A 21,780-nucleotide genomic window follows, 5' to 3' on the forward strand; every position below is an offset into this window, starting at 1 on the left:
GTGAACAAGGATGCAGAAATGGTTTGAAGAGGCCAAGCTGGGAATATTCATCCACTATGGCATCTATGCTGTCGACGGGGTTTCGGAATCGTGGTCCTTCTATAATGGAAGGATCTCTTACGAAGAGTACATGAAGCAGCTGGACGGCTTTACGGCATCGAAGTTTAATGCGGAGAAGTGGGCGGACTTGATTGAGAAATCCGGAGCCCGATACGCCGTGCTGACAACGAAGCATCATGATGGTGTTGCTCTGTGGGATACGCAGTATAGTGACCTCAATGTCGTTAAACAGACACCAGCGAATCGGGATCTCGTGAGGGAATATGCGGAAGCAATTCGGGAGAAAGGCATACATCTAGGGATGTACTTTTCGCTGATTGATTGGTCGCACCCGGATTATCCTAGCGTGTTTGAAGGTGGAAAGGTACCAGAGGATCTCAGCAATGTCAATCGGCATACAAGTCCTGTAGATGGTGTTCAGGATCAGGAGAAATGGGAGAAATTCCTTGAGTTCAATAACCAACAGCTGCAAGAGATCATGACGAATTACGGAAAGGTGGATCTGCTGTGGTTCGATGGGGACTGGGAGCGGAGCGCCGAGCAGTGGAATCTGCCGGAGTTCAAGCATTACCTGCAATCTTTTAACCCGGATGTCATCATCAACTCCCGCCTTCAAGGTTATGGGGATTATAAAACGCCAGAGCAAGGTATTCCGATTACAAGACCAGAGGGACCATGGGAGTTCTGCACCACGATCAACACATCATGGGGCTATGTGCCAACAGACCATAAATACAAATCGTTAAATCAGATCATTCGGATGTTCTGTGATTGTATTTCAATGGGGGGCAATATGCTGCTGGATATCGGTCCACGCGAGGATGGCACCATTGATAAGAGGCAGGAGGATATTCTGCTTGGGCTGGGAGACTGGATCCGAACCCATGAAGAGGCCGTCTTCGGAACGGGTGAAGGTATTATGCCTCGCTATTATCTGGGGGGAAGCACCGTATCCGAGGATAGAAAGGCATTGTATCTGTTTGTTTATGACGATCCAAAAGAGAATGTATGCATCAAGGGACTATGCAATAAGATCAAGAAGATTACTGTGCTGCATTCGGGCAAAGAACTTAACCATGAGATTCATGGGGGCGTGCCTTGGTTCAATATCCCGGGGACAACGTGGATCAAAATGACTCCGGAGGATACACATGAGCAGGTGACGGTTCTTAAGCTCGAATTCGACGAGGAACTGGAAATGTACGGCGGTTCAGGGGCCGTTGTTACTCATAACTAACATTACGGGAGGGCATGCACCTATAGAGGCATGCCTTCCCTCATGAAGCGGAGAGAGAGCGATATGAACCAAAGTGAAGTACCTGAGCCGAAGATTGAGTATGCTCCCAAACATTATATATGCAAGCGTGCGCAGGAACCGCTGATGCTGGACGGCTGCGTAGATAAGGCGTTCTGGGGTGCGGCCGATTGGACGGAGAATTTCGTTGATATCGAAGGGGATCTTCGTCCGAAACCCGGAAAACAGACTCGGGTAAAAATGCTGTGGGATGACGACTATTTCTACTTTGCTGCCGAACTTATTGAAGATCAGATATGGGCTACGTTGACCGAGCGGGATTCTGTTATTTTCTATGACAATGATTTTGAGATTTTTATCGATCCCGACGGGGATACCCATCAATATTATGAGTTCGAGATCAATGCGCTGAATACAGTATGGGACCTGTTATTGGTGAAGCCATATCGGGATGGTGGACCTCCGGTCAACGGTTGGGATATCAGCGGTCTTAAGACAGCCGTACATATCGATGGGGAGCTGAACACACCTGGCGCCGATAACCGAAAATGGAGCGTCGAGGTCGCGATTCCCTGGACCAGCCTAAAGGAATGTGCCGAAGGTAACCGTCCGCCAGCACCGGGTGAGTTCTGGCGTGTCAACTTCTCACGGGTGGAATGGCAGACTGAGGTGCAGGATGGTGAGTACCGCAAAGTGCTGAATCCGGATACAGGCAAACCTTATCCGGAGGACAACTGGGTCTGGTCGCCCATGGGTATTATCAACATGCATTATCCGGAGCTATGGGGATATGTCGTATTTTCGGATGACGGAACGGATCAGCCCTTTGAGCTGCCAGAAGATGAACGAATTAAATGGGAGCTTCGCAGACTCTATTACCGTGAACGCAATTATTTTGAAGCCCATGGTGAATTTACACAAGATGTGAAGTTACTTATGGGTGAGGAATCGTTGATTTGCCAGCCTGTAATTGAAACGACCCGTAGCCTATTCCAGATTAGTACGCCTTCCTCGGATGGCACTACCTTAATCTGTATTCGGGAAGACGGAAAGCTGTGGAAGGAGTGAGATAGCGATGACCAGCCAAACCTTGGTGTTCTCAATGGATGCACAGTCCTTGGAGCGGATCGAGCAGAAGTTCCAGGAGAAGTTAAACTTTGCAGATACCTGCAAAGATAAACTGTTTCATGTGTTTCAGCAGCCATTAACTGAAGAAGAGGCATGGGCTTTGAAATATGTGTATGCCTACATGCCAGTGAACGACCTGGCTGATTATGATGGGGAACTGTTCCTCAGTCATGTGCGTCGGGCACTGGACATTCGCAAGCGTGTGCCTTGGGGGGAGCGCGTACCAGATCATCTGTTTCTGCATTTTGTGCTTCCCTATCGAATCAATACAGAGAATATTGAAGATTTCCGTGGCATTATCTTTGACGAGTTGGCCGACCGGACAGCGAAGTTATCCATGGCGGATGCCATTTTAGAGACCAATTACTGGTGTCATGAAAAAGCGACTTATATTGGCAGTGATCTGCGAACGATATCGCCACTGACGATGATTCGAAATGCCCGCGGCCGCTGTGGAGAAGAATCCACGCTGGCGGTAGCCGCTCTTCGTAGCATCGGCATACCTGCCCGTCAGGTCTACACACCACGCTGGGCTCACTGTGACAGCAATCATGCTTGGGTAGAAGCCTGGGCGGACGGCCAATGGTATTACATTGGGGCATGCGAACCGGAAGCCGGATTGAATCAAGGGTGGTTCAGTCCACCAGCCCGCAGGGCCATGCTGATTAATACGAGAATATTTGCCGACTATCCGGGACCGGAGGATATAACACTCTCCGAGAAGGGATATACGGAGATCAATTTACTGGAGAACTATGCGCCAGCGCATACCATCTGCGTGAAGGTGATAAATGAGCAGGGTGCGCCCGTGTCTGAAGCGAGTGTCCGCTTTGAGGTATACAATAGTGCTGAATTTTATCCGATCGCCGAAATCAAGACGGACGCACAAGGAGAAGCTTCCTTTAAGACAGGTCATGGCGACCTAGTGATTCGTGCGGTTAGTGGTGGCAAGTGGGGTGAAATTCTATTCAAAGCTCAGGAAGTCGCTCATGTTGAGCTCGTGTTGAATTCGTTAGAGCAGCCATCAGGGATCTTGGATTTTGATATGGTTCCTCCTCCGGAAGGGGAGGGAGAAGTAGTGGCTTCGTTACCAGAAGAGAAGATCCTGAATCACAACCGCCGCCTGGAAGAAGGTACGAAGATTCGGAGTGGATATGAGGATACATTCCTGAGTGAGGAAGATGCATTTGCATTGGCTCATACAACTGGACTGCCTCCGGAGCGCGTACGGGATATTCTACAGAAGGCACGGGGCAACAGCCGCGAAATCGCTGCTTTCCTAGAGGGGCGTTCCGGTGAATTTGGCGAGTGGCCACTACAGTTGCTGGAGTCGATGAACAAAAAAGATTTGATCGACACTTTTCGGCCGACACTGGACGATCATCTTATAGGTTCACTCTCGCAGCGTGGACAATGGGCAGAAGAGACGTTTGTGAAGTACATCCTGTGCCCAAGAGTCTCCTATGAAATGATGGTGCCTTATCGATCCGTATTCCAGAATGCTTATTCCGAGGAAGAAGCAGCGGCGTTCAGGGAAGATCCTTCGAAGCTTGTATGCGAGCTGGAACAGAGCTATTCGTATTATGAGGATCTTCCTAACCTGAAAGGTAAGGGAAACCCTGTAGGTACTTACAGCCTGATGAAAGGAGATCCACAGTCGCTCGATATTCTGTTTGTCGCGGTGTGCCGCAGTTTGGGCATTCCGGCCCGATTGCATCCGAGCGAGCAGAAACCGCAGTATCTTAGTGACAAAGGCTGGGAGGATGCGGTGTTCAGTCTAACTTCTTCTCGAAATCAGGAGAGCTCAAGCTGGGGAATGCTGCAACTTCTCAAGGATTCAGAGGCTCGGGAGGATGCGCCGTCAGCATCCTATGCGGAGAATTTCTCGTTGGCCCGTCTGGAGGATGGTGTGTACAAAACGCTGATTTATCCATATGGTCACACCGATGTTTATAGCGATCCATTTGAGGTTGAACCGGGAGCTTATCGCTTAACGACCGGTATCCGTCTGAAAGATGGAACGGTAAGAGTCCGCTTCATCTACTGCACCGTTCGCGCCGGAGACACCACAGAGGTAGCACTGACTTATCGCGAGACGGTGGTAGACATCCCTGTGCTGGGCAAACTGGCAACCGGCAATGAGCTGACTCGTCTGGATGGTTCAGAGGTGGTACTGAAGGATCTTTTGGGAGCTGAGGGGGCCATTGCTGCTTGGATTGAACCAGAACGTGAACCGACCAAACATCTGATTCGTGAGCTGTGTGAGCTGGCAGAGCCGTTGGATAAGCTGGGCGTGCCAATCGTGCTGGTGATCGGAGATACAGAATGGAACGCCTCCGTTGACTCTGGGGCTTATCCGAAGCTGCCGGTACGTACGATTTTTGTACGGGATTCAAGCTATGCGGCCTTGTCTGGTTTCATTTCGAAACCTGCCGCTCACGAAGCGGGCTATCCGCATCTGTTCGTGTTGGATAATCAGGATCAAGTCCGATACTCGGCCTCAGGGTACAAGATTGGTACAGGCAAGGAAGCTCTGCAGATTGCTGCTGCGATATCTCAATCATTGAATGGATCGGAGTGAAAGAGGATGACGAAATATATTGCTGCTGGTTATGTCGTCGATTCTGTTCTTCCCGACATGACGGATGAGGATCTGTTGAAGTTGACCCATCTGAATGTAGCCTTTGGACATGTCAAGAATGATGAAATCACCACCGAGCATTTAAAAAACGGAGAGGTTATCCGTAATATTAAGCGGAAGCATCCGAATCTAACGGTGCTGCTGTCCGTTGGCGGATGGAGCGCTGGTGGTTTCTCTGAAGCCGCCTCAACCCAAGCGGGGAGGGACAGCATGGCCGCATCAGCGGTTAGGGTGCTGGAGGAGTACCCTTTTGACGGGATCGATTTGGACTGGGAGTATCCTTCTTACGGTGAAGCCGGTATCGCATCCAGTCGTGATGACAAAAGGAATTTCACCTTACTTCTCAAGACGATCCGGGAAACACTGGATGCCAAGGGCTCCGAGGATGGCCGTCATTATCTGCTCACCATTGCGGCAGGGGCTGATCAATACTACGTCGACGGTACAGAGATGGCTGAGGTGCAGCAGTACCTGGACTTTGTGCAGTTGATGACCTATGATATGCGCGGCGGTTTTCAGGTTCTGACCGGACATCATACGAATCTGTATACGCCAACCGGAGATCTGTTCCGAATTAGTACTGATGCTTCCGTGAACCTGTTCATCCGTGCCGGCGTTCCGAAGGAGAAGATCGTTATCGGCGCTGCGTTCTACTCACGGATCTGGACTGAGGTTCCTAACCGAAACCACGGTCTTCACCAAATGGCTGGTAGCACAGGCGGCTATGGTCCGGCATTTGCCGAACTGGAAGCGAAGTACATCAACAAGAATGGTTACGTCCGTTATTGGGATGAGGAAGCCTGTGCACCGTTTCTCTTTAATGGGTCGAGCCTAATATCTTATGATGATGAAGAATCGATTCAGTGCAAATGCGATTACGTGAAGGATCAGGGCCTGGCCGGCATTATGTTCTGGGAATACGGCTGTGATCCGACCCATCGTCTGCTGGGTGCAATACATCAAGGGCTTCAAGATGTTCCGGTAGGGAAATAGAAGAAGAGAGTTGGTTGCAAGGATCGGCTTGCCTATATGAGCCAAAAACATACAAAAACCTCCCCGAACCAAAAGGTTCTGGGAGGTTTCTATTTATTTTACGAATCCATCCATTATCCAAGACATTCTTCGTCGTCATCTTCCGGGGAATCGGAGGAGTCATTGGGACGGTGCATTTTGCGGTACTGCCCTGGGGTATAACCCGTCTCTTTCTTGAATTTACGGATGAAGTTCGGTGTGTCCAGATAACCGACGCGAGTGATAATATCTTTTAACGGGTCTGTCGTATGCAGCAGCAGTCGGATAACCTCATCCATCCGTTTCTGCCAGATATATTGGGTAAAGTTCATGCCGATCTTCTCTTTGAAGGAACGGCTGAAATACGATGAAGAGATCGTGAATTTCGATGAAATCGTACCCAGGCTAAGGTCATAATCGGAGTAATTGGCATCAATATAAGCAACGATTTCATCCATCAGGGAGCTTTCTTCCGTCTCGCTCTTCGCCTCGACATGAGCACAGATCTCGGCAGCAAGTCCTGTCAGTTTTTTCTCCAAATCCTCTAACGAGTCGTAGGAAGTGATCCTTGGAAGTTGATTAACCACGTGATGAATGCCAAGTTCCGAGGCCGTTTTGAGCATCGTATTCAGAATATCGAAGCAGATGCAGCGCAGCAATGGTACAGACGGCATTTCGGATTTCAGCGTATTCAACGCAGTTGATACCATCTGTACCGCCACATCGTAACTGCCCTGTTTCAAGCTCTGAACTAGTTTCAGCAGCACATCCTTAGGTACCCAGAAGGAAGAATCCTGTTCACTAGAGCCGGAAAGGGCGTTGAAGAAGGTACTGCTGCCCTGTCCGTGCAGCATGGATGCTTCCAGCGCAGTTGATGCCTCGATATAGGATTGGTTCAGCTGCAATGGAGAACTATAGCTGTTACCGATCCCGATCGCGGGAGCAACTCCGACGTGCTCTGCCACCATCGATTGTAGTGATTCAACAATAGACTCCATACGAGCATTTAAGCTGGATTCATGCCCGACTTCGGCATCAAATCCGACGATGAGGGCTACTTGGTCTGGCTGTGGAAGCTCCACGCCGTAAGCAAAAGCAGACAACTCCGGCAGTTCCATATCGTTGATCAGCTGCATAACAGTACGCTGTTCGGGATAATCTCCGCGGGGAAGATCGTGCATTTCCAATCCCAAGGTCATAACAAAATAATGGGATCGGTTAAAGCGTATGCCGAGATTATCCGTAAACTCAGAAGGGAGCTCTCCGGTATGACCATGCTTCAGTAGCATAAGCAGAATATGATTACGAGCGTAGGGCTCCTGAAGGTCCACACGCTGGCTGTAATCATGCAGCGTTTTCTTGATCCATTCCAACTCATTGCTGGTTGTGGAAGGTTCAGGATTATTTTTTAAACGAATGAACTCCATCAAGTCTGATATCGGATGGTATTGTCTTCGGGCCAACAAAATGGCGAGGAAGGTGCCCATCACCACCATGAAGGAGAAAACAAGAACAACAAAGGTACGAATATGGACAATTCGGCTAAAAAATTGATTGCTTGGCATAGCGGTTACATAAGTCCAGCCCGCGTCTGATTTGACGGATACCACCGAATGCGGTTCTTGATTCAAGGAGAGGCTGTGTGTTCCCGGCTCAAGTTCAAACAGAGCTTTGACTTCCTGTTCGGTAATGGTCTCCCCCTTATAATTGGCGGCCAACACCTGCCCATAATTATCGAAAATATAAGTCATACCATGGTAGTCGCTGAGAATGGAATCAATCAATCCCGTCAGATTGGACTCGTGAATCAGGTACATGACAGTCCCGTGGGCGGGCGTATTGTTAGGTGCAATCGGTACAAGGTAGGCCAGCATGGAATTGGGTACTTTGGTTCCTTGAACGACTTGTTCGGCTGGTCGTATCGTGGGGAACTGAACGTTATTCAAATCCCGGATCATGTCCGTTTTGTTCCATGTATTAAATTTGTAGCGGCCCGTGAATACATCCAGGTTCTCAGAGCCCTGAGACGAGTAGATGCTATCATCTCCGCGGAAGAACAGGAATAGCTCATCGATAATGGAACTGGTGGCTTTGTATTTGACCAAGGCAGCAATTGATTCCCGGCTATAGTAGGGATGGTGTGTCCAATAACGGGTTAGCTGCTCATCATAGGCGATACGAAATGCGATGTCCTGCAATTCCTTCATGCGGTCATCAATGACCGTTTTCGCTTGGGTCAACTGATTGACATTGGTCTGTTCAATCTCTGAACGGAGCGTGTCCACAGCATTGTGATAAATAATAATAGTTAATATAACAAGAGGTATAAGGAAAATGGAGATATAGGATAGTGTGTACTTAAGCAGAAGCTTGGACTTGAAGTGGTTCCATTTCATATCTGCAACCTCCCGTTTTTCTTTAGAGCTGCAGCGATAGCGCTCTCATAAAGACAGTGAAGTATTACCATGATGCCGAGCCGCTGGGTGTTCCTACTAAAAATATTAGGAGAACTTCTCCAATAAATCAATGAATCTTTTCTAAGTTTCAGAGCAAACAGGAAGAAAGTCACATGAAAGAAGAGGAACTCGGTGAGAATAACAGGTGTAAAGCTATGGAAGGGCTTTTTTTATGAGAGGTTCATTTGCTTCTGTACATGAGGAATTATATCGATCCAAGGATCAGCAAACCTTGATTTTTCGGCCATGGAGTAGCATGATATAGACATTCATCCCAACATGAACTATGGAGGGCGAATTGTTGAGTAACGCCTATTTGAATTAGTTTAAAGCCAATTTTCTAATGAATGCGGGTTTAACGATAGCAATTATTTTACCCGGCAGTTCACAAAGGCGTATGGCATGTCTCCCAAAACGTACAGGCAATCTCTATAATAATCCGCTGTGGTGTGATGAACGAAAGAAGGAGGGGTGAGTATGAGAGAAACCTGTGTTCCAACTGGCGTGGCGCTAAAAGATACCGGCTTTGGATATACGCTGTCCTTGGTAAACGGTAAATATAAAATGGTTATTCTGTATTGGCTGTCTGAAAACAAGGTGATGCGACATAATGAATTGAAGCGAAGTATTGGTACCATTTCCCACAAAACATTGAGCGTTATGCTTAAGGAGCTGGAGGAACATGATCTGATTCTACGCAAAGAATATCCCCAAATTCCACCCAAAGTTGAATATTCATTGTCGGAACGAGGACAATCAATAATGCCACTGTTAGATATGATGTGTGATTGGGGAGAAGCCAATATGGTGTCTGCCCCGGGGTTAATGCAAGGCTAACGATCAGGTTGTGAGATTAAAAAATCAAAAAAGCAGTATCTTCCTGAATCGGAGATACTGCTTTTTTGATTTGCTTGGAGTGAGTGTTATAGGTTATCCATGAAACGTAAATAGTTTTGTGCGCTTTGTTCCAATTCATTTGCCGCAGGCTCGTGTTCTGCACCATAGAAGGCAAAGAATGGTCGGTAATCGGCATCGCAGTAATAGAAGGTCGTCTCAAAAGGAGATAACAGTTGTCCAAGGGTATAGCGATATTTGCCCTCTTCCGTGTAATCCGCCTCTTTGATTCCGGCAGATACGGCCAAGGCGACTTTGCGTTGCTGCAATTTGTCGCCCTTGGAGCCATAAGCCCAGCCATACGTGAAAACTTCATCCAGCCATTGTTTAAGGAGAGGTGGGCTGCTAAACCAATAAAACGGAAATTGCAGGACCAGATGGTCATGAGCTTCAATAAGCTGCTGTTCTTGCTGCACATCAATACGTCCATCAGGGTAAACTTTATATAGTTCATGTATCGTATATTTTTCCGGATATTGTTGGAGTTCTTCTATCCATCGTTTGTTAATGACCGACGTTTCCAGGTTGGGATGTGCTACGATGACAAGTGTTTTCAAAATGAATTCTTCCTCCCTAAGCTATAATGTTTCTTGAGTATAAAGGGAGTATTGCCGAGATGTAAGTACGCACTTTTAGTACATGTACTTACCTCAAGGTAAGCACCCTTCCTGAAGAACATCTTGGCGAGATTGGGTGAAAGAAATGAATATAGCCGTCAGTTTCTCAACTGACGGCTGTTATAATGCTTTGTTTTATGATGACAATGTCTATTCGTTGATCTATTCCTCTTGCACATTATAGAGTACACGCGCAAGCAGATTCTGCCCGTAATTGCCGAAATTTTTACCAAAGATCGTCAATCCCCGTTTGTTCACTGGTCCGTCCGTTACAGCGATTCGAAAGTGGATATCGCTTTTGTAATCCAGGCCAATCTGGTCCAGAGTAACATCGGAGATGCGGCATCCATCAATATAGCTGCCCTCTTGGGTGATGCGGATCAGCTTCAGCATCCCGTATTGATTCAGATGCGGTGGCCACCAGTCTGGATTGAACGTACCTCGGGTATTGCCAAAATCTCCTGGACTCGTCCAACAGCCAATCTCGATGCCGTTGACGTAGAAATAAATATCCGAAGGGTAGTTATCGCAAAAACCTGGTGCTTCTGAACCCAATTCCATGGACAACTGGATTTCGCTGAACGTCTGGTTAGGCTTAAGGTAGTTGGGAATGCGATATTCCAGATAACCTTCGGCCAGCCAAATCATCTCCGCATCAATACGGAGCGGATCAGCAAAGTAACGCGGATCATCGAACTCACCGACGATGCTGTCTCGGGTAGCGAGACCACATGTAGGAGCTGCCTGATAATCGCTATAATGACCTACCTGAATTTCAACCTCGTATCGGTTAAAAATCTCCTGTGAACGCAGGTCTACCATTAGTTTTTCCTCATTGAGATAACAAATCTTCTGGATCCCATGTTTGCCAACCGCAGTATTGATCTCAATCAGGCCGCTTTCTTCCAATTTCTTAATATGCATTGTAATGGCGCCATTGCTGAGCCCCAGTTTGGTTGCGAGATCATTGAGGTTAAGACTCTGGTTCTTGGCAAGCAACTCAATAATCTGGATTCGGATTTCCGAACTGAGTGCCTTGAAAATATTAACGCCAGACATCAGATCTTTAATATAAATCATAGGTGGTTTTCCTTTCCACGTTCTGAACAAAGCCCTTCTGATCCAGGCTTCTGCACATTTATATGGTTTGTTTTAGATAATTATAAATGATTACCGGATGGAAGGGAAGGGCGAGAAAAGAAAGCCGAATCCCTTGTATACATAGCATAAATGAGCGTATTATTCATAAAATGTTGAATATTTACTTTAAAAAATAACTTAAATCATTTCATATATATTTGAAATATACCATTGAAATGTAATGTAACCGCTTTTATAATCCTAGTATACCTAAATTGATTTAATACTTCATGAACCAAATTAACTATTTGATCAGGAGAGGTGGAATTCGGTTTGGAAAAGTTCAAAGGAATGACAGGATTCAGGAAGAAAGGTTGGGCATTACCTGCACTGCTTGTACTTGTTTTGCTATTGGCGGGCCAGTCCAGGGCATTCGCGGCATTTTGGAATCTGACCGGCGATATTGCCGTCCACGATCCATCCATCATCAAAGAAGGCAGCTCATGGTATACCTTTTCAACCGGTGCTGGCATTCAGGTACTGAAATCGGATAACGGGTCCTCATGGTACCGCGTTCCGCAGATTTTTCTGAGCAAGCCATCCTGGTGGGCCTCTGCCGTTCCGGGACAGAGTGGTCTGGATGTATGGGCACCTGACGTTGAGCAGTATAACGGAAAAGTGTGGCTTTATTACTCTATCTCTACCTTTGGCTCCAACAGATCGGCGATCGGGCTTGCGTCTGCAACCAGCATTGGAGCAGGCCAGTGGAAGGATGAGGGGTTAGTGCTTCAAACCACAACCGCCAACGATTATAACGCTATTGATCCGAATCTGGTCATCGATGCTTCAGGCAACCCGTGGCTCGCTTTCGGTTCTTTCTGGAGCGGTCTGAAGATTGTGAAGCTCGACAAAACCACGATGAAACCGACCGGAAGCATCACGTCTATTGCGGCGCGTCCGAATAATGGCGGGGCCATCGAAGCACCAAGTATTGTATACCGTAACGGTTATTATTACTTGTTTGCCTCGATTGATTCCTGCTGCCAGGGCGTGAATAGCACGTACAAAATGGTCTATGGACGTTCAACGAGTATTACAGGTCCGTATGTGGACAAAAACGGTGTGAACATGTTGAATGGCGGCGGAACCATATTGGATTCGGGGAATGCCAAGTGGAAAGGGCCGGGCGGTCAAGATGTGTATAACGGTAATGTAATTGCGCGCCATGCCTACGATGCTGACGATAACGGCAATCCGAAATTGCTAATTAACGACTTGCTGTGGGATTCCAGCGGATGGCCAACGTACTAATTTGTTTTAAATAAATATAAAATGTTTTAATAAAGTATTGACTAAAGTGATCTGGATTTGATAAATTTAACAACAGAAATCTTATTTCACCTAATTGAATACGGTTACAAATCCAGATCAGGAGGGGTTCAGATGGTAAAGAAAAAGAGTTTAGTCACACTTATGCTTCTAATGCTGGTAAGTGCACTCGTGTTTGCGGGTTGTGGAGGAAGCAGCGGTTCAAGCGGGGACAAGGAATTGACATTTATGTTCCGGGGCGGCACGGATGAACAGAAGGCATATCAAGCCGTTGTTAAGAAATTCGAAGAAGAGCATCCAGGTGTCAAGGTTAAAATTATCGTTACAGCTGCGGATCAATACGCAACCAAATTGAGAGCTGCCATTACAGGCAACAGTTTGCCGGACGTGTTCTATTTTAACCCTGGCGATATTAAAGCCTATGTGAACAGCAATGTGTTGATGAATCTGACACCTTACGTTGAAAATAATGCGGATGTAGATCTGAATAACATCTGGAAATATGGTTTGGACTTGTATCGCTATGATGGCAAAATGGCAGGTCAGGGCGATATCTACGGAATGCCGAAAGATCTGGGTCCGTTTGCACTCGGTTATAACAAGACATTATTTGAAAAAGAGGGCATCCCATTCCCTGATAAGGACAAGCCTTACACATGGGAAGAATTCATCAAGGTCAACCAACAAGCGACTAAGGATACGAATGGAGACGGTAAACCGGACGTATTTGGTACAGGCTTCAACGTACAATGGGCGCTGCAGTCCTTCGTATGGAGCAATGGTGCAGACTGGTTGGATGATAGCAAAACAAAGGTAACCATTGATGATCCGAAATTCGCGGAAGCACTGCAATTCTTTGCGGACATGCAAAATAAATACAAAATCACGCCTTCTATTGAGGAAGCGCAAACATTGGATACGTACCAACGCTGGATGAAAGGAGAAATGGCTTTCTTCCCAGTAGGTCCGTGGGATATGAGTACATTCGAGAAACTGCCTTTCGAATATGATTTGCTGCCTTTCCCTGCGGGCTCTACGGGTAAATCCGCAACGTGGATCGGTTCACTGGGTATCGGTGTATCGGCCAAAACGAAACATCCAGAAGAAGCCGCAGAGTTGGTGAATTACCTCACAGCTTCCAAAGAAGGCATGCAGCAGTTGGTTGATGCCAAAGTGCAAATTCCGAATCTTCTCGACATGGCTGACGAATGGGCCAAAGATACTTCAACGAAACCAGCCAATAAACAGGAATTCATTGATATCGTAGAAGATTATGGCCGTTCTCTTCCAGGGAACTACACGTACAATGCGGAATGGTATGACCTGTTCTTCACTGACATTCAGCCGGTATTGGATGGCAAAATTACAGCCGCAGACTATGTGAAACAGCAGCAGCCGAAAATGCAAAAGCTGTTAGACAAAGCAGTAGAACAAGAGAAGAAATCTCAGAAATAAGCATTTTATAAAATGCTGAAAAAATGTGGCTGGAAAGATTGAAACATAGGTTCTAGAGAGAATCAGCCTACGCCAAATGGATGAGTAGTAGATTCCGTTTTCAAAAAAAGCCGGTGCCAGCAGCCTGCTATTAACGCTGCTGGCATCATTTTGGATTCCATACGGGCATGTTGCATGAATTGATCAAGCAGGCATCCATCGATTCATGCAACATGCTGATATTAGAAACAGGGGTGAGCGCAGTGATTACAAAATCTAGTTTGTATCGCAAAGAGAGGCTGTACGGATATTTGTTTATTTTGCCTCCGGTTCTTGGTTTGCTGATCTTTGTTCTGTTCCCTTTCCTTTATTCCTTGTACGGTTCGTTTACGGATTGGGATGGCTTGGGACAGATGAACTTTATCGGTTTAGCCAATTTTAAGGATTTGCTCACGGATGATTTGTTTTACAAAGCGATGTTCAACACCTTTTATCTGATGCTGGGTATCCCGATTGGTTTGTTGCTCGCATTGCTGCTGGCGATGGGTCTGAATCGTAAAATCCCCGGCACAACGACGTTCCGTGTAATCTATTATATTCCGGTCATTTCTTCCCTCGCAGCGGTGTCCATCATGTGGAACTGGGCGTACAACGGGGATTACGGATTAGTGAACCAATTCCTTGATCTATTCGGTATTGAAGGCCCTAACTGGCTCGCAAACAAAGATACAGTTAAACCGGCCCTGATTATTATGACGGTGTGGAAAGGTCTAGGTTATACGATGTTATTGTATCTGGCTGCACTGCAAAGTGTATCACGTACATATTACGAAGCGGCTGAGTTGGATGGAGCAAACGGGTTCCAGATCTTCCGCAACATCACCTGGCCCATGGTGAAGCCGGTTACCTTTTTCCTCGTTGTTACAAACATTATTGGTGGTTCCCAAATCTTCACCGAAATGAACATTATGACCCCTACGGGTGGTCCTGAATATTCATCCGCATCCATTGTCTTCTACATCTGGCAGAAAGCATTCAGCAACCTGCAAATGGGTTATGCCTCTGCGATGGCCATGATTCTTGGTATTTTCATTTTTGTCATTACCTTGGTGCAATTCAAAATGAACGAAAAATCAGCCTATGATGGGGATTAATGGTCTAGGAAAGGAGTGAACCGGAGATGTCTTACAGTCAAAAGAGGAAATTAACAAACTCTATCATTTTTATCGTTTTGGCGCTTGGTGCTATTGCGATGATTGCACCACTGATCTGGATGTTGTCCACTTCCGTGAAGGAGAAGCAGGATGTGTTCGCGCTTCCGCCCGTGTGGATACCTGAAGTGTTCCAATTCGGAAAGTATAAGGAAATTTGGGAAGCAGGTCCGTTACTCAGCGGGGTCAAAAACAGCTTGATCGTGGCGGTCAGTGTTACCGTTGTCGGGACCTTTACGTCAAGTATCGCTGCCTTTGCTTTTGCCAAATTGAGATTTCCGCATAAAAACAAACTGTTTCTAGCTTTGCTCGCATCGATGATGATTCCGTATCCGACAGTCATGATTCCGCAATTCATCATGTTCTCGAAGCTGGGCTGGGTGGACACACTGCTGCCGCTTATTGTTCCAGGATTATTTGGTAACGTCGTCATGATCTTCTTCCTTCGTCAATACCTGCTTAGTGTGCCTGATGCCATTATTGAAGCAGCGAAAATTGATGGCAGCTCCTATTTCCGACTGTACTCGAGCATTACGTTTCCGCTCATTAAACCGGCGATTGCAGCTCAACTGATTCTCTGGTTCATGGGCATCTGGAACGATTATCTAGCACCAATTATTTATCTGAATTCACCTGAAAAACAGACCTTGCAGCTCGTTATAGCAAACTTCAATGCCACATATGCGATCCAGACGGATTACCCGCTAATTATGGCAGCGTCCATTGTTGCGCTGTTGCCGGTATTGATCATCTTCCTGATCTTCCAGAAACAGATTATTGAATCGGTAGCAATCTCTGGAGTGAAAGGATGAATCTGCGGAGAACATTCCGCGGGTGGATGAATTCAGGAAAAGGAGTTGTTGCTTCGATGTTGCTGCTGTTGTTGGTTGGGGCTACAGGCTGTTCTGGAGAAGGAGCAGGGGAAGCGGTGTCCCCGCCGGTCTTTCCTGAGGCTCCCCAAGATACCCAATTGTATGACACCTCCATTCTGGACGACGAATCCCGTTGGACGGTGAACAATGCGCATGATCCGGCCATTATCAAAACAGATCAGGGATATTACGTTTATTCGACCGATGTTCGTGTAGCAGGAGAAGCGAAACCCGGCGTCATGGTACGCAAATCGGATGATCTGATCAACTGGTCATGGGTAGGTCAGGCTTTGCCGGGTATTCCGAAGGAAGCCCTCGATTGGACTGGGGCAGTAAATCTGTGGGCACCGGATGTGATTCAGGTTGGTGACACCTACCGGATGTATTATTCGGCTTCATCTTTTGGTAGTACGCGTTCGGCTATTGGTTTTCAGACATCCTCGTCCCCAGAGGGTCCTTGGACAGATGAAGGGTTGGTTGTTAAAACATCCGAGAACGAAAAGGATAAGTTAAATGCCATCGATGCCAATCCGGTATTGGATGCCGAAGGCAATTCGTGGATGGTCTACGGTTCCTTTTTTGACGGGATATACATTGCACCTCTCGATCCGGAAACCGGAAAGTTCAAGGAAGAGGGGTATGGTACACGCATTGCCGCCCGTGATCGTGCTACGGAAGAAGGTGCGGTGGAGGGGCCATATATTGTGTATAACCCGGAGTTCAAAAAGTATTATTTATTCGTCTCGTATGATTCTTTATTCGAAGATTATAACGTGCGTGTAGCCCGTGCTGATTCGATTACAGGCCCCTACACGGATGTAAATGGCATGAACATGCTGGATACAGAGCATCTGCCTCAATACGAAGTCGGAACCAAAATTCTGGGTGGCTATCGCTTCACCGAAGGTGAGGGCTGGGTTGCACCTGGACATAACTCCGTCCTTAAGGATGGAGACGATTATTATATCGTGCATCATGCGAGAGGTGAGACCGATAAAAACTGGCCGTATCTGCATGTACGTAAAATGCTGTGGACCAAGGACGGCTGGCCTGTTGTGTCACCGGAACGTTATGCAGGTGAGTACGCACAGGACATTCCGAAGTCGATGATCGCCGGGGAGTGGGAAGGCCTAGCTGTTGACCCGTCGGTGGACGGACAGGTGCAGGCAGTACCTTACACCTTGCAAGCCAACGGCAAATTGAAAAGCGAAAACGGTTCAGGCAAATGGACGTTTGACGGCAAACAAACACTGACGTTGGAGTGGAAAGAAAGCCCGTGGGGCGGAGCTTCCACAGAAGAGCTGAAGCTGCTCCCATCCTGGGACTGGGAGCGAAGCCAGTCTGCGCTTGTAGTTACCGGCCTGAACGACCACGGCATTGCCGTCTGGGGTAAGCAGATTAGCGCAGCGGAGAAATAGAGAGCCGTAGATATGGCTCGAAGTTTGGAATTGGAGCTGGCCGAGAAAATACGGCCAGCCATGCATTTAGTGGGGAGAGTCGCCCGAGCGAAGCGATCGACCCCATAGATACAGAGCCACACCGATGGCTCGGAGTTTGGATTTGATTCCAGCGAGCGCGGTTAGAGCGAAGCTGTTGTTTTCAAGGTGCACAAGCAGCAAAGGGGGAAGAAGGAGCCGAAGGAGCGTCTTTGGCATCCGATTTCAACCGCCAAGAGCGGTGGGAAAAAGAAATCGGAGGACAAGAGAGCGACAAGGCCCTGCCACCCCCGAAGCGTCCGCGGTGCACCAAGAGCTGGCCCGAGAAAAAAGGCCAGCCATGCATTTAGTGGGGAGAGTCGCCCAAGCGAAGCGCGACCCCATAGATACAGAGCCACACTGATGGCTCGGAGTTTGGATTTGATTCCAGCGAGCGCGGTTAGAGCGAAGCTATTGCTTTTAAGGTGCACAAGCAGCGTAGGGGGAGGAAGGAGCCGAAGGAGCGTCTTTGGCATCCGATTTCAACCGCTAAGAGCGGTGGGGAAAAAGAAATCGGAGGACAAGAGAGCGACAAGGCCCTGCCACCCCCGAAGCGTCCGCGGTGCACCAGCAAAATAGTCTTTGCACTTTATCCATCAGCTGTTTACAAATATTCACTCCGAGCCATACACACACATTTGAAAGGGGAGCATTCCCATGACTGATTCCATTACATTTACCAATCCCATCCTGGAGCAGCGAGCTGATCCGTGGGTGTACCGTCACACAGATGGGTACTATTATTTCTCAGCTTCGGTGCCAGCCTTTGACCGGATTGAGATTCGGCGTGCACAAACCCTGGAAGAGTTGAGAGATGCCGAGCCGGTAACGGCGTGGCACAAACATGATACAGGACCGATGAGTGCCAACATTTGGGCACCTGAAATTCATTTTATCGATGGAAAATGGTACATACATTACGCTGCAGCCCATACCAGCGAAACCAATGAGGGCCTTTTCGACCACCGCATGTATGTGCTGGAAAATGACTCGGCCAACCCGCTCGAAGGCGCGTGGGTAGAGAAGGGACAGATTCGGACGCGTTGGGAGACGTTTGCCTTGGATGCAACGACGTTTGAACACAAAGGTACCCGTTATTTGGTATGGGCGCAAAAGGCCCCGGACATTCCGGGAAACTCCAACCTGTACATTGCCGAAATGGAAAATCCGTGGACTCTCCGTGGTGAGCAGGTCATGATTTCTACACCGGAATATGATTGGGAGATCATCGGCTTCAAGGTAAACGAAGGGGCAGCAGTGTTGCATCGCAATGGGCGGATCTTCATTGGCTACTCAGCGAGTGCGACCGACTATAATTATTGTATGGGTTTGCTCACTGCGGATGAAGATGCCGACTTGCTTGATCCAGCGAGCTGGATGAAATCGCCTAAGCCGGTATTCCAAACGTGTGAAGCGAATGGTCAATATGGTCCGGGTCACAACAGCTTTACGGTATCACCGGACGGCAAAACAGATATTCTGATCTATCACGCACGAAACTACAAGGACATCGAGGGAGATCCTCTCTATGATCCAAACCGTCACGCCCGCGCGCAGGTTATTCGCTGGAACGAAGATGGCACACCTGACTTTGGAGTCCCTGTTCCAGATGGGAAGGCTGCGGCTGAAGCGAAATAATAATACTGCTAAAGTTTTAATATAGTAAGCCCTTAGTCAGCGAGCCATGCTGATTAGGGGCTTTTACTTATGTACACATTGAGAAGGGAGACTTGAAGACATAAAGACGGATACGAGGGTCTGCATATTAGCAACCATCCCGTGACCAATGCGTATGAGGAGTATACAATTCACCATACACATAATATTAGGAGGCCATATATGGATTCACGCGAGACATTGGACCGGGAGCTGGAACAGATTTTAAAATGGGAAAAAGGGCAGAAGGACTTGTTTATTTGGGACAAAATTGGACGTTTGCCATTTGCCATGCTGGATAAAGTTATGCCCAAAGCGCTGAAACAGAAGATTGGAGACTCGCTGAACGAAGTCGGTCAGTATGTGCAGAATGGTGGGGAATTTCTCGTTCAGAAAAAGAAGGTAGCTGAGCTGCTCCGAGAGGAAGCGACCAAATCCGGTTATTCCATGAAGGCCGATACCTCTTACGATGAACAGGATGAAGAGGCAAGAGATACGACGAAAATCCACAGTGTGGAAGGTTTACCGCTTGAAGTATTGGATCGCACTGCTGATAACATTACGGACAGTCGAACGAGGTTTGCTGCTGCACAAGGGGCCGCAACAGGTATCGGCGGCATTGTAACGATTGCGGCGGATATTCCGATGGTGATGGGGCTTTCCCTGAAGGTGCTGCAGGAGATGGCGTTATGCTACGGATATGATCCCGACGAACCCCAAGAGCGCATATTTATCGTCAAATGTCTGCAATTCTCCTCTGCTGATATTGTGGGCAAAAAAGCAATAATGGATGAACTCGCCGATTACGATAATCCGGACAAGCAGGTTGAGGTTATCTCTCAAATGCAGGGCTGGCGGGAGGTTTTTAATTCCTACAGTGAATCGTTTGGTTGGAAAAAGCTGTTTCAGCTTATTCCGATTGCCGGCATGGTATTCGGTTCGGTAAGCAACAAAAATACAATTCGTGATGTTGCGGAAGCCGGAAAAATGCTGTACAAAAAACGGCTCATTCTTCAGCGTTTGAAATAATGTTACAGAAAACTTAACTGGAAGAGATGAATTTACATGTTAAACAAACAAGGTTTCTATGATCTTTTAAACCGCAACAACATAGTTTACGAGAGCTTTGAACATCCAGCAGTATACACTATGGAGGAAATATTCTCTCATAATGTTCCACATACAGAACATATCGTTAAAAATCTATTTCTACACAAAGCGGCGACCTCTCCCCGATGGAATTTCGGGAAAAGGTCGCCGCTTTTATCTTTTTTTATTGCTAACTTGAGGAGTTGTGACTAAACCAGATTGAGGCGAAAACCCCTTTTCAAGTGGCTGAATGTCTATATTCCTTATTCTTCGCTACCGTTCTCTTCCGCCCAGCGGTTCAGCAACTTATCCGATGGAAGCAGGAAGGTGAAGATACCGATCAGTGGCAGGAAGCTGCACATCTGCATAACTGGAGATACGCCGAACACGTCGATCCAGTTCCCCAGCACGAGTGCTCCCAGACCGCCCATACCAAATGCAAGACCAGTAATCAGGCCGGAGACGGTTCCGATTTTGCCTGGAATCAGCATTTGCGCATACACAACGGTCACCGAGAAACTGGACAACATGATGAACCCAATAATACTCAGCAACACGGCTGTCCAGAACAAATTGGCGTAAGGCAGCAGAAGCGCCAGTGGAGCGGCCCCGGCCATCGACAGGAAGATCATGTTACGTTTACCGAAGCGATCCGCCAGTGGACCACCAAAGAACGTACCAAGAGCCCCAGCCGCCAGGAACAGGAAGATATAGATCTGTGCGTCCTCTGTGGACAAGTTAAATGTATCCTTCAGGTTAAACGCATAGAAGCTGCCGATCGAAGCGACATACCACGAACGGACAAAGACAAGCAGAATCAAAATGGTTATGGCAGCAGCAATCTTTTTACGTAATGCTGGATTGGGTGCACGACGAGCTGCCGCCTGTCTGCGCAAATATCCTCCCGATTGCAGCATGCGTCCATACCAGCGAGCGATATAGATTTGAACCGCAATTCCCGCAGCTGCAATGCCCGTGAATCCGATGGCACCAAACAACCCAAACGGGATGAAAATCCATCTGGTGAGCAATGGGGCGAGAGACTGACCGGCATTACCACCCACCTGGAAGATCGACTGAGCCAGACCTCTACGAGGCCCTGAGGCCATATGGGATACCCGTGAACCCTCTGGATGGAACGCCGCCGAACCGAGACCAACAAAGATGACGGAGATCAGGACGGCCATATAACTGTCGGCGAAGGCAAGCAATAGCATACCGGTAAACGTAAAGCCCATGCCGATGGGCAGAATGGAGGGTGTCGGTTTTTTATCAGCAAAATAGCCTACAACAGGCTGCATGATGGACGCAGTAAAGTTAATAGCAAACGAAATCCATCCGATCTGTGTATACGTGAGATGCATGGAGTCTTTCAGAATTGGAAAAATAGCTGGAATGACAGATTGGATTGAATCGTTGAACAAATGGACCAGACTGATGGCAATTAAGATCCGATAAACGGTACCTTGAGCATCCAATCCGAGTGGAGCTTTTGAACGCGCAGCGGCGTCTTTGGATAATGAATTTTGCATGGACATGAACAGTTCTCCTTTGGTCGCGGTCACGAGGGAT

At 47.6% G+C, this 21,780-nt stretch carries 16 protein-coding genes and 1 pseudogene; 13 read left to right on the top strand and 4 right to left on the bottom strand.

Translation table 11 applies throughout. From position 1 onward, the window contains the following. The first annotated feature begins 10 nt into the window (after window positions 1-10). The 4 genes from BLS14_RS16775 to BLS14_RS16790 all read left to right on the top strand — a co-directional run bounded on the left by BLS14_RS16775 (window position 11) and on the right by BLS14_RS16790 (window position 6,077). On the top strand, window positions 11-1,297 hold the full coding sequence (locus tag BLS14_RS16775; protein ID WP_090953027.1) for an alpha-L-fucosidase: 1,287 nt from the start codon (window positions 11-13) through the stop codon (window positions 1,295-1,297). Between the two features lie 63 nt (window positions 1,298-1,360). Beyond that, window positions 1,361-2,383, top strand: coding sequence for a carbohydrate-binding family 9-like protein (locus tag BLS14_RS16780; protein WP_090953028.1), 1,023 nt, complete (start codon window positions 1,361-1,363; stop codon window positions 2,381-2,383). A 7-nt stretch (window positions 2,384-2,390) separates the two neighbouring features. Continuing rightward, the gene (locus tag BLS14_RS16785; protein WP_090953029.1) at window positions 2,391-5,024 is read left to right on the top strand and encodes a transglutaminase domain-containing protein; all 2,634 of its coding nucleotides are present in this window, start codon (window positions 2,391-2,393) and stop codon (window positions 5,022-5,024) included. A gap of 6 nt (window positions 5,025-5,030) precedes the next feature. Further along, window positions 5,031-6,077 (top strand): glycoside hydrolase family 18 protein, encoded by a 1,047-nt coding sequence (locus BLS14_RS16790; RefSeq protein WP_063564582.1) that lies wholly within the window; start codon window positions 5,031-5,033, stop codon window positions 6,075-6,077. Window positions 6,078-6,190: 113 nt separating this feature from the next. Here BLS14_RS16790 and BLS14_RS16795 read toward each other — a convergent pair whose 3' ends face one another. Continuing rightward, complete coding sequence (locus BLS14_RS16795) at window positions 6,191-8,491, bottom strand: helix-turn-helix domain-containing protein (protein WP_063564581.1); 2,301 nt, start codon at window positions 8,489-8,491, stop codon at window positions 6,191-6,193. A 405-nt stretch (window positions 8,492-8,896) separates the two neighbouring features. Here BLS14_RS16795 and BLS14_RS16800 point away from each other — a divergent pair. Both BLS14_RS16800 and BLS14_RS16805 read left to right on the top strand, forming a co-directional pair. Beyond that, a pseudogene (locus tag BLS14_RS16800) lies at window positions 8,897-8,986 on the top strand (helix-turn-helix domain-containing protein); the annotation flags it as partial. 42 nt (window positions 8,987-9,028) lie between these two features. Beyond that, entirely contained in the window at window positions 9,029-9,388 is a 360-nt protein-coding gene (locus BLS14_RS16805; RefSeq protein ID WP_063564580.1) for a winged helix-turn-helix transcriptional regulator, read from the top strand. Window positions 9,389-9,474: 86 nt separating this feature from the next. Here BLS14_RS16805 and BLS14_RS16810 read toward each other — a convergent pair whose 3' ends face one another. Next, entirely contained in the window at window positions 9,475-10,002 is a 528-nt protein-coding gene (locus BLS14_RS16810; protein ID WP_176854569.1) for an NAD(P)H-dependent oxidoreductase, read from the bottom strand. 222 nt (window positions 10,003-10,224) lie between these two features. Further along, window positions 10,225-11,142, bottom strand: a complete 918-nt coding sequence (locus BLS14_RS16815; protein ID WP_063564578.1) for an ArsR/SmtB family transcription factor — start codon at window positions 11,140-11,142, stop codon at window positions 10,225-10,227. 351 nt (window positions 11,143-11,493) lie between these two features. On the opposite strand from BLS14_RS16815, the gene BLS14_RS16820 reads away from it, so the two are divergent. The 7 genes from BLS14_RS16820 to BLS14_RS16850 all read left to right on the top strand — a co-directional run bounded on the left by BLS14_RS16820 (window position 11,494) and on the right by BLS14_RS16850 (window position 20,148). Then, window positions 11,494-12,453: an arabinan endo-1,5-alpha-L-arabinosidase AbnA gene (locus BLS14_RS16820; RefSeq protein ID WP_090953370.1), complete on the top strand. Its 960-nt coding sequence runs from the start codon at window positions 11,494-11,496 to the stop codon at window positions 12,451-12,453. 132 nt (window positions 12,454-12,585) lie between these two features. Next, window positions 12,586-13,926, top strand: a complete 1,341-nt coding sequence (locus BLS14_RS16825) for an ABC transporter substrate-binding protein (RefSeq protein ID WP_063564577.1) — start codon at window positions 12,586-12,588, stop codon at window positions 13,924-13,926. A 242-nt stretch (window positions 13,927-14,168) separates the two neighbouring features. Beyond that, on the top strand, window positions 14,169-15,059 hold the full coding sequence (locus tag BLS14_RS16830) for a carbohydrate ABC transporter permease (protein WP_062324023.1): 891 nt from the start codon (window positions 14,169-14,171) through the stop codon (window positions 15,057-15,059). A 26-nt stretch (window positions 15,060-15,085) separates the two neighbouring features. Next, window positions 15,086-15,928: a carbohydrate ABC transporter permease gene (locus tag BLS14_RS16835; RefSeq protein WP_063564576.1), complete on the top strand. Its 843-nt coding sequence runs from the start codon at window positions 15,086-15,088 to the stop codon at window positions 15,926-15,928. A gap of 56 nt (window positions 15,929-15,984) precedes the next feature. Then, complete coding sequence (locus tag BLS14_RS16840; RefSeq protein WP_063564647.1) at window positions 15,985-17,406, top strand: arabinan endo-1,5-alpha-L-arabinosidase; 1,422 nt, start codon at window positions 15,985-15,987, stop codon at window positions 17,404-17,406. Between the two features lie 714 nt (window positions 17,407-18,120). Continuing rightward, window positions 18,121-19,101 carry a glycoside hydrolase family 43 protein gene (locus BLS14_RS16845; protein WP_090953033.1) on the top strand — a complete coding sequence of 327 codons (981 nt, stop codon included), beginning with the start codon at window positions 18,121-18,123 and terminating at the stop codon, window positions 19,099-19,101. Between the two features lie 201 nt (window positions 19,102-19,302). Next, complete coding sequence (locus BLS14_RS16850; RefSeq protein ID WP_090953035.1) at window positions 19,303-20,148, top strand: EcsC family protein; 846 nt, start codon at window positions 19,303-19,305, stop codon at window positions 20,146-20,148. A gap of 323 nt (window positions 20,149-20,471) precedes the next feature. Here BLS14_RS16850 and BLS14_RS16860 read toward each other — a convergent pair whose 3' ends face one another. After that, window positions 20,472-21,740, bottom strand: a complete 1,269-nt coding sequence (locus BLS14_RS16860) for an MFS transporter (protein ID WP_371121649.1) — start codon at window positions 21,738-21,740, stop codon at window positions 20,472-20,474. Between the last annotated feature and the right edge of the window lie 40 nt (window positions 21,741-21,780).

It is taken from the genome of Paenibacillus sp. OK060 (assembly GCF_900101205.1).
Classification (GTDB): Bacteria; Bacillota; Bacilli; order Paenibacillales; family Paenibacillaceae; genus Paenibacillus; species Paenibacillus marchantiae.

What these genes read in the sequence shown, in the direction of transcription:
- BLS14_RS16790 (WP_063564582.1), top strand. Translation starts at nt 5,031, where the DNA reads ATGACGAAATATATTGCTGCTGGTTATGTCGTCGATTCTGTTCTTCCC.
- BLS14_RS16860 (WP_371121649.1), bottom strand. Translation starts at nt 21,740, where the DNA reads ATGCAAAATTCATTATCCAAAGACGCCGCTGCGCGTTCAAAAGCTCCA.
- BLS14_RS16815 (WP_063564578.1), bottom strand. Translation starts at nt 11,142, where the DNA reads ATGATTTATATTAAAGATCTGATGTCTGGCGTTAATATTTTCAAGGCA.
- BLS14_RS16835 (WP_063564576.1), top strand. Translation starts at nt 15,086, where the DNA reads ATGTCTTACAGTCAAAAGAGGAAATTAACAAACTCTATCATTTTTATC.
- BLS14_RS16840 (WP_063564647.1), top strand. Translation starts at nt 15,985, where the DNA reads ATGTTGCTGCTGTTGTTGGTTGGGGCTACAGGCTGTTCTGGAGAAGGA.
- BLS14_RS16805 (WP_063564580.1), top strand. Translation starts at nt 9,029, where the DNA reads ATGAGAGAAACCTGTGTTCCAACTGGCGTGGCGCTAAAAGATACCGGC.
- BLS14_RS16850 (WP_090953035.1), top strand. Translation starts at nt 19,303, where the DNA reads ATGGATTCACGCGAGACATTGGACCGGGAGCTGGAACAGATTTTAAAA.
- BLS14_RS16795 (WP_063564581.1), bottom strand. Translation starts at nt 8,491, where the DNA reads ATGAAATGGAACCACTTCAAGTCCAAGCTTCTGCTTAAGTACACACTA.
- BLS14_RS16845 (WP_090953033.1), top strand. Translation starts at nt 18,121, where the DNA reads ATGACTGATTCCATTACATTTACCAATCCCATCCTGGAGCAGCGAGCT.
- BLS14_RS16785 (WP_090953029.1), top strand. Translation starts at nt 2,391, where the DNA reads ATGACCAGCCAAACCTTGGTGTTCTCAATGGATGCACAGTCCTTGGAG.
- BLS14_RS16775 (WP_090953027.1), top strand. Translation starts at nt 11, where the DNA reads ATGCAGAAATGGTTTGAAGAGGCCAAGCTGGGAATATTCATCCACTAT.
- BLS14_RS16780 (WP_090953028.1), top strand. Translation starts at nt 1,361, where the DNA reads ATGAACCAAAGTGAAGTACCTGAGCCGAAGATTGAGTATGCTCCCAAA.
- BLS14_RS16825 (WP_063564577.1), top strand. Translation starts at nt 12,586, where the DNA reads ATGGTAAAGAAAAAGAGTTTAGTCACACTTATGCTTCTAATGCTGGTA.
- BLS14_RS16820 (WP_090953370.1), top strand. Translation starts at nt 11,494, where the DNA reads ATGACAGGATTCAGGAAGAAAGGTTGGGCATTACCTGCACTGCTTGTA.